Genomic DNA, 7,544 nt, shown 5'->3' with positions numbered 1-7,544 from the left:
CGGACCATGCCACGCCTGCCGCCGAAGGACCCATCCCTTCGGCTGCATACCTTGACGAAGTAACAGACCTCAGCCGAGCTCGTCGCGCAGCCGCAGCGCCTCGTCCCGCAGCGCAGCGACGCTCGGACCCTTGCGGAGCAGACCGCGGCTGGTGCTGGCGACGACGCTCGCGTTGGCGGCGCCGAAGATGCGGGCGAGATCGGCCGGGGTGCCGCCCTGCTCCCCGAAGCCCGGCGCCAGGATGGGTCCGTTGAAACCGAAGTCGTACGCCACGCCGGCACCGTCCGCCCCGTCAATGGTCGCGCCGACGACCGCGCCGAACGAGCCCAGAGGCGTCGACCCCTCGTTCAGCCGGCGCAGATGGTCGAGCATGACCCGGCCGACGCTACGGCCGTCCTCGACCGTCGCGTGCTGCACCTCGGGGCCCTCCTTGTTGGAGGTCAGGGCGAGCACGAACAGCCCGGCGTCGAACCTCGTCGCCGTCTCCACGAACGGCGTCAGCGAACCGAAGCCGAGATAGGGGCTCACCGTCACCGCGTCGGAGCCCAGCGGGCTCGCGGGATCGAGATAGGCATCCGCGTACGCCTGGCTGGTCGAGCCGATGTCGCCGCGCTTGATGTCGAGGAGCACCAGCGCACCGGCGGCCTTCGACTCGGCGATGACCCGCTCCAGCACCGCGACACCGCGGGAGCCGAAACGCTCGTAGAAGGCGCTCTGCGGCTTCACGACGGGGACGTACGGCGCCAGGCCCTCGACCGCCGTGAGGGCGAACTTCTCCAGCCCGGCCAGGTCGTCGTTCAACCCCCAGTCGATGAGCAGCGAGGCGTGTGGATCGATTCCTGCGCAGAGCCGCCCCCGTTCGGCGAGCGCCGCGACATAGCGAGCACCGAAGGTCATGGGCGCACCCCGTTCGCGATCCGCCGGGCATAGAGCGGGCCCTCGTAGATGAACCCGGTGTAGCCCTGGAGCAGGTCGGCACCGGCCTCGAGACGCTCACGAGCGTCCGCAGGCGTGGTGATGCCACCGACACCGACGAGGGTCATCTCGGCGTTGACCCGGCTGCGGAGCAGCCGCAGGACGTCGAGCGCGCGCGCCTTGAGCGGAGCGCCGGAGAGGCCGCCGGCGCCGGCGGCGGTGATCTCGGCGGGCGCCGAGACGAGGTGCTCACGACCGATCGTGGTGTTGGTCGCGATGATCCCGTCCAGGCCGATCGCCATCGCCAGGTCGGCGACCTCGACGACGTCGGAGTCGGCCAGGTCGGGAGCGATCTTGACCAGCAGCGGGACTCGGTGCTTGGTCACCTGGTCGGCGATGGAGCGGACATGCTCCAGCAGCGGCTGCAGCTTCTCCACCGACTGCAGGCTGCGCAGGCCGGGCGTGTTGGGCGAGGAGACGTTGACGACCAGGTAGTCGGCGTAGGGGGCCAGCAGCCGCGCCGACTTGGCGTAGTCGGCCTCGACGGCCGCCTGGTCGTCCTCCGGCACCAGCTTCGTCTTGCCGATGTTGATGCCGAGGACCGGCCCGCCCGTGGCGGTGCCGCGCCGCTCGAGCCGGCTCGCCAAGCGGGCGGCGACCGCCTCGGCGCCGTCGTTGTTGAAGCCCATCCGGTTGATCACGGCACGATCGGCGGGCAGCCGGAAGAGCCGCGGCGCGGGGTTGCCCGGCTGGCCCTCACCGGTGACCGTGCCGATCTCGACGTGGCCGAACCCGAGTCCGCCCAGCGCGTCGATGCCGACCGCGTTCTTGTCGAAGCCCGCGGCCAGCCCGATCACGTTCGGGAAGGTGAGCCCCATCGCGTGCACCGGCGATCCGGGCGTACGCGCCTTGGCCAGCGCCGGACCGGCGGCCCGGATCGCCGCGAAGGCCTGCTGGTGGGCGCGCTCGGGATCCGACTTCGTCAGGACCTTGTCGAACAGCGTCCGGTACGCCCTCATTTGGCCGAGACTCCGCCGTCGTGGTGTCCGACGATGTCGCGCCACTCCTGCAGGCTGCGTACGTCGATCTCACCGCGCCGTAGCGCCTCGATGCCCTGCACCGCGGCGCCGAGACCCTGGACCGTGGTGATGCAGGCGATGTTGGCCATCACCGCGGCGGTGCGGATCTCGTAGCCGTCCATCCGGGCGGACTTCGCGTTGGAGGTGCCGTTGGGCGTGTTGATGACCAGGTCGACCTCGCCGTCGAGGATTCGCTGCACAGTGGTCTTCTCCCCGTCGGGCCCGGTGCCCTCGGAGTGCTTGCGCATCAGCCGCGAGGGCACGCCGTTGCGGCGCAGCACCTCGGCGGTGCCCTCGGTCGCGAAGATCTCGAAACCGTGGTCGGCGAGCACCTTGATCGGGAAGATCATGGTGCGCTTGTCGCGGTTTGCCATGCTCACGAAGATGCGGCCCGAGGTCGGCAGCGGACCGAACGCGCCGGCCTGGCTCTTGGCGAAGGCACGACCGAAGTCGGAGTCGAGCCCCATGACCTCGCCGGTCGACTTCATCTCCGGGCCGAGCACGGTGTCGACCTGCTGGCCCTCGGGGGTGCGGAACCGGTTGAACGGCATGACCGCTTCCTTGACCGCGATCGGCTGGGTCGGCGGCAGCGCGCCGCCGTCACCCGTCGTCGGGAGCACCCCGGCCGTACGCAGCTGCGCGATCGACTCACCGAGCATCACCCGAGCGGCGGCCTTGGCCAGCGGGGTCGCGGTCGCCTTGGAGACGAACGGGACCGTGCGGGAGGCACGCGGGTTGGCCTCGATGACGTAGAGCACGTCGGAGCCGAGGGCGTACTGGATGTTGAGCAGGCCGCGTACGCCCACGCCCTCGGCGATCGCAAGGGTCGCGACGCGAATGCGCTCGACCTCGGCAGCGCCCAGGGTGATCGGCGGCAGCGCGCAGGAGGAGTCACCGGAGTGGATCCCGGCCTCCTCGATGTGCTCCATGACGCCGCCCAGGAACAGCTCGGTGCCGTCGTAGAGGGCGTCGACGTCGATCTCGACGGCGTCGTCGACGAACTTGTCGACCATCACCGGCTTGTCGGGGGTGACCTCGGTCGCGGCCTCGATGTAGGAGCGCAGCGCCTCGTCGTCGTAGACGATCTGCATGCCGCGGCCGCCGAGGACGTAGGAGGGACGCACCAGGACCGGATAGCCGATCTCGGCGGCGATCTCGCGGGCCTCGGTGAACGTGGTGGCCATGCCGTGCTTGGGCGCGACCAGACCGGCCTGGGCCAGCACGCGGCCGAAGGCGCCGCGCTCCTCGGCGAGGTGGATCGCCTCGGGGCTGGTGCCGACGATCGGTACGCCGTTGTCCTTGAGCGCCTGCGCGAGCCCCAGCGGGGTCTGCCCGCCGAGCTGACAGATGACTCCGACAACCGGCCCGGCCTGCTGTTCGGCGTGGACGATCTCGAGCACGTCCTCCAGCGTGAGCGGCTCGAAGTAGAGCCGGTCGGAGGTGTCGTAGTCGGTCGAGACCGTCTCCGGGTTGCAGTTGACCATCACGGTCTCATAGCCGGCCTCGCTGAGCGCGAGGGAGGCGTGCACGCAGGAGTAGTCGAACTCGATCCCCTGCCCGATCCGGTTGGGACCGGACCCGAGGATGATCACCGCCTCCTTCTCCCGGGGCGCGACCTCGGTCTCCTCGTCGTAGGAGGAGTAGTGATACGGCGTACGCGCCTCGAACTCGGCCGCGCAGGTGTCGACGGTCTTGTAGACCGGCCGGATGCCCAGCGCGTGGCGTACGCCGCGGACCACGTCCGCGGTCATGCCACGCATCTTGCCGAGCTGGTGGTCGGAGAAGCCATGACGCTTTGCGTAGCGCAGCACGTCGGCCGTCAGTTCCGGCGAGGCGATGATCTCCTGGGCGATCTCGTTGATCAGGAAGAGCTGGTCGATGAACCAGGGGTCGATCCTGGTGCTCTCGTTGATCTCCTCGGGCGTCGCGCCGGAGCGGATCGCGTCCATGACCCGCTTGAGCCGGCCGTCGGTCGGAACCTTGATCTCCTCCAGGAGTGCGGGCTTGTCGAGCTCGACGACCTCCTGGGTCCAGTCGAAGACCGCCTCGGGCTTCTCCAGGCTCCGCAGCGCCTTCTGCAGGGCCTCGGTGAAGTTGCGGCCGATCGCCATCGCCTCGCCCACGCTCTTCATGTGGGTGGTCAGGGTCGTGTCGGCACCCGGGAACTTCTCGAAGGCGAAGCGCGGGACCTTGACGACGACGTAGTCGAGCGTGGGCTCGAACGACGCGGCTGTCGAACCGTTCGGCCCGGCGGTGATGTCGTTCTCGATCTCGTCGAGGGTGTAGCCGATCGCGACCTTGGCGGCGATCTTGGCGATCGGGTAGCCGGTCGCCTTGGAGGCCAGCGCCGAGGACCGCGAGACGCGCGGGTTCATCTCGATGACGATGATCCGGCCGTCGGCCGGGTTGACGGCGTACTGGATGTTGCAGCCGCCGGTGTCCACGCCGACGGCGCGGATGATGCCGATCGCCAGGTCACGGAGCTTCTGGTACTCGCGGTCGGTCAGTGTCAGGGCCGGGGCGACGGTGATCGAGTCGCCGGTGTGCACGCCCATTGGGTCGAGGTTCTCGATCGAGCAGACGATGACCGAGTTGTCCTTGCGGTCGCGCATGACCTCGAGCTCGTACTCCTTCCAGCCGAGGATGGACTCCTCCAGGAGCACCTCGGTGGTGGGGCTGGCCGCGAGGCCGGCGCCGCCCAGACGCCGCAGCTCGGCCTCGTTGTACGCGAACCCCGAGCCGGAGCCACCCATGGTGAAGCTCGGCCGGATCACGACCGGGTAGCCGAGCTGCTCGGCGCCGGCGAGCAGGTCGTCGATGGAGTGGCAGATGACCGACTTGGCGCTCTCGCCACCGAGCTCGGCGACGATCTTCTTGAACTCCTCGCGGTTCTCACCGCGCTGGATGGCGTCGATGCTCGCGCCGATCAGCTCGACGTCGTACTTCTCCAGGATCCCGCGCTCGTCGAGCGCCACCGCGCAGTTGAGCGCGGTCTGGCCGCCGAGGGTGGCCAGGAGCGCGTCGGGGCGCTCCTTGGCGATGACCTTCTCGACGAACTCCGGGGTGATCGGCTCGACGTAGGTCGCGTCGGCGAACTCCGGGTCGGTCATGATCGTGGCCGGGTTGGAGTTGACCAGGACGACCCGGATCCCCTCCTCGCGCAGCACCCGGCAGGCCTGGGTGCCGGAGTAGTCGAACTCGCAGGCCTGGCCGATGACGATCGGGCCGGAGCCGATCACGAGCACGGACTTGATGTCCTCGCGCTTGGGCATCTCAGACCTCCTTCGCCATGAGGCTGTGTTCCATGAGCTGGATGAACCGGTCGAAGAGGTAGGCGGCATCGTGCGGGCCGGCCGCTGCCTCCGGGTGGTACTGGACCGAGAAGCCCTTCAGCTTCCCGGTCTCGGCGTCCTTGAGCTCGAGGCCCTCGACGCAGTCGTCGTTGAGGTTGACGTGGGAGACGGTCGCGATGCCGTACGGCGTCGTGATCTCCCCGTCGATCGGCGCGTCGACGGCGAAGCCGTGGTTGTGGGCGGTCACCTCGACCTTGCGGGTGGTGAGGTCCATGACCGGCTGGTTGATCCCGCGGTGGCCGTACTTCAGCTTGTACGTCCCGAAGCCGAGCGCGCGGCCGAAGAGCTGGTTGCCGAAGCAGATGCCGAAGTAGGGGATGTCCTCGGCCAGCGCCGCCTGGAGCAGCTCCACCTGGCCGGTGGTCGCGGCCGGGTCGCCGGGGCCGTTGGAGTAGAAGAGCCCGTCGGGGCCGCCGGAGTCGGCGCCGACCGCCTTGACGTCCTCGAGGGTCGCAGTCGCCGGGAGCACGTGCACCTCGATGCCGCGCTCGGCCATCCGCTCCGGGGTCATCTCCTTGATGCCCAGGTCGAGGGCCGCGACGGTGAACCGCTTCTCCCCCTTCGCGGGCACGACGTACGCCTCGGCGGTGGTGACTGCGTCGGAGAGGTTCGTACCGCTCATCTCGGCGGAGGCCAGCACCTTCTTCAGCAGCACCTCGGGGTCGGTCTCGATCGTCGAGATCCCGACGCGCATCGCCCCGCGCTCACGCAGGTGGCGGGTCAGCGCGCGGGTGTCGACCCCACTGATGCCGACCACGGACTGGTCACGGAGGTCGTCGTCGAGGCTGCGCTGGGCGCGCCAGTTGGAGGAGACCCGGGCAGGGTCGCGGACGACGTACCCGGCCACCCAGATCCTGCGCGACTCCGGATCCTCGTCGTTCACGCCGGTGTTGCCGACGTGCGGCGCGGTCATCACGACCACCTGCTGGTGGTAGCTCGGGTCGGTCAGCGTCTCCTGATAGCCCGTCATACCGGTGGAGAAGACCGCCTCACCGAAGGTCTCCCCCTCGGCGCCGAACGACTCTCCCCGGAACGTTCGACCATCCTCGAGTACGAGGATTGCTTCTTTGTGGGCATGCAGCGGCACGCCGTACCTCCTTCTCCGCCTCACAGGACGGTGCTTAAAGGATGTCGGTCAGTTGCTGGTGACAGTATCAAGCAGATGCCGGTTGACGGCAGTTGGCGTCCGCCGCGTACGTCACCGGTGTGACGTACGCGGCAGTCGGCCCGTCCGGGTCGGACTCAGCTGTGGGAGTGGGGCGGGACGACCCCGCCCTCGGACGGCTGCACGATGACGAAGCCGGCGCCGTGGAAGGCGACCTGGAACGCCTCGCCGCTGCCGCGGCCGATGAGCGCGCCGGCGGTGAACGACTTCTGCAGGCTGGTCTGCAGACCGAGCGACCAGCCGACCACGGCGTTGGTGTCGGTGAAGGTCGGCGCCTCGGCGGCGTTGAGGACGACCGGGTCACCGTCGGTGGTGACCGCGATCCAGCCGGTGCCGCGCAGGATGGTGTTGAAGAGGCCGCCGGTGAGCATGCCGGCGCCCTGGACCCGTTCGATGCTCCACTGCAGGCCGCCGGAGAAGGCGAGCACGTGGTCACCGTTGATCGAGATCCCGGAGTTGTTCAACTGGAGGATGTGGACCTCCTTGGCCGCGTCGGCCAGGAAGACATCGCCCTGCCCCTCGACGCCCATCAGGCTGAGGCCCTCGCCGGTCACAGCCTTCTTGAGGAACTTCCCGAGGCCGCCGCCCTGGTACTTGAACTGCACGTTGCCCTGGTAGGCCACCATCGAGCCCTGGCGTGCCTGGAACGGCTCCCCGACGCGTACGCGCAGGAGCCGCTTGTTCTGCAGCACCGCGCCACTGCCCTCGATCTCGGCGAAACGGCCGTCGACCAGGTCGCCGGAGATCCCCGCGAACGGGTCGCCCGTGGGCTGCTGGACCTGGGCCGGCTGCTGCCCGTATTGGGTCGCGGCGACCTGTGCCTGGGCGCCGTCACCGTGCATGGGCTGCGCCGAGCCGACCTGCGTCGGGGCCTCCTGCTCGACGTTGGCCTGAGGTGGCGTCAGGGGCGCCGTCGACTGCTGCCCGCCCGTGGACACGTGCTCGGTCCACTGGCTCCCGTCGTAGTAGCGAAGCTCGGCCTGACCGGTCGGGTCCGGGTACCACGCTGCGTCCGTCATCTCCACCCTCTGA

5 protein-coding genes are annotated in these 7,544 nt (G+C 69.3%); all 5 read right to left on the bottom strand.

Annotation, left to right across the window (positions count from 1 at the left end; genetic code table 11):
- Nucleotides 1-69: 69 nt before the first annotated feature.
- Nucleotides 70-897 (bottom strand): orotidine-5'-phosphate decarboxylase, encoded by an 828-nt coding sequence (gene pyrF, locus ABZZ22_RS13825; RefSeq protein WP_354932187.1) that lies wholly within the window; start codon nucleotides 895-897, stop codon nucleotides 70-72.
- Nucleotides 894-1,934: a quinone-dependent dihydroorotate dehydrogenase gene (locus tag ABZZ22_RS13820; protein WP_354932184.1), complete on the bottom strand. Its 1,041-nt coding sequence runs from the start codon at nucleotides 1,932-1,934 to the stop codon at nucleotides 894-896. The genes pyrF and ABZZ22_RS13820 overlap by 4 nt, the downstream gene beginning before the upstream one ends.
- The gene (gene carB, locus ABZZ22_RS13815; RefSeq protein ID WP_354932180.1) at nucleotides 1,931-5,266 is read right to left on the bottom strand and encodes a carbamoyl-phosphate synthase large subunit; all 3,336 of its coding nucleotides are present in this window, start codon (nucleotides 5,264-5,266) and stop codon (nucleotides 1,931-1,933) included. The genes ABZZ22_RS13820 and carB overlap by 4 nt, the downstream gene beginning before the upstream one ends.
- A gap of 1 nt (nucleotide 5,267) precedes the next feature.
- On the bottom strand, nucleotides 5,268-6,434 hold the full coding sequence (carA, locus tag ABZZ22_RS13810; protein ID WP_354932177.1) for a glutamine-hydrolyzing carbamoyl-phosphate synthase small subunit: 1,167 nt from the start codon (nucleotides 6,432-6,434) through the stop codon (nucleotides 5,268-5,270).
- A 155-nt stretch (nucleotides 6,435-6,589) separates the two neighbouring features.
- On the bottom strand, nucleotides 6,590-7,531 hold the full coding sequence (locus ABZZ22_RS13805; protein ID WP_354932174.1) for an AIM24 family protein: 942 nt from the start codon (nucleotides 7,529-7,531) through the stop codon (nucleotides 6,590-6,592).
- Between the last annotated feature and the right edge of the window lie 13 nt (nucleotides 7,532-7,544).

Origin of the sequence: Nocardioides sp. NPDC006273 (assembly GCF_040613495.1) — a bacterium.
Lineage (GTDB): Bacteria > Actinomycetota > Actinomycetes > Propionibacteriales > Nocardioidaceae > Nocardioides.
The sequence above is the reverse complement of the archived record's forward strand: the minus strand, read 5'-3'. Positions and strand labels throughout refer to the sequence as shown.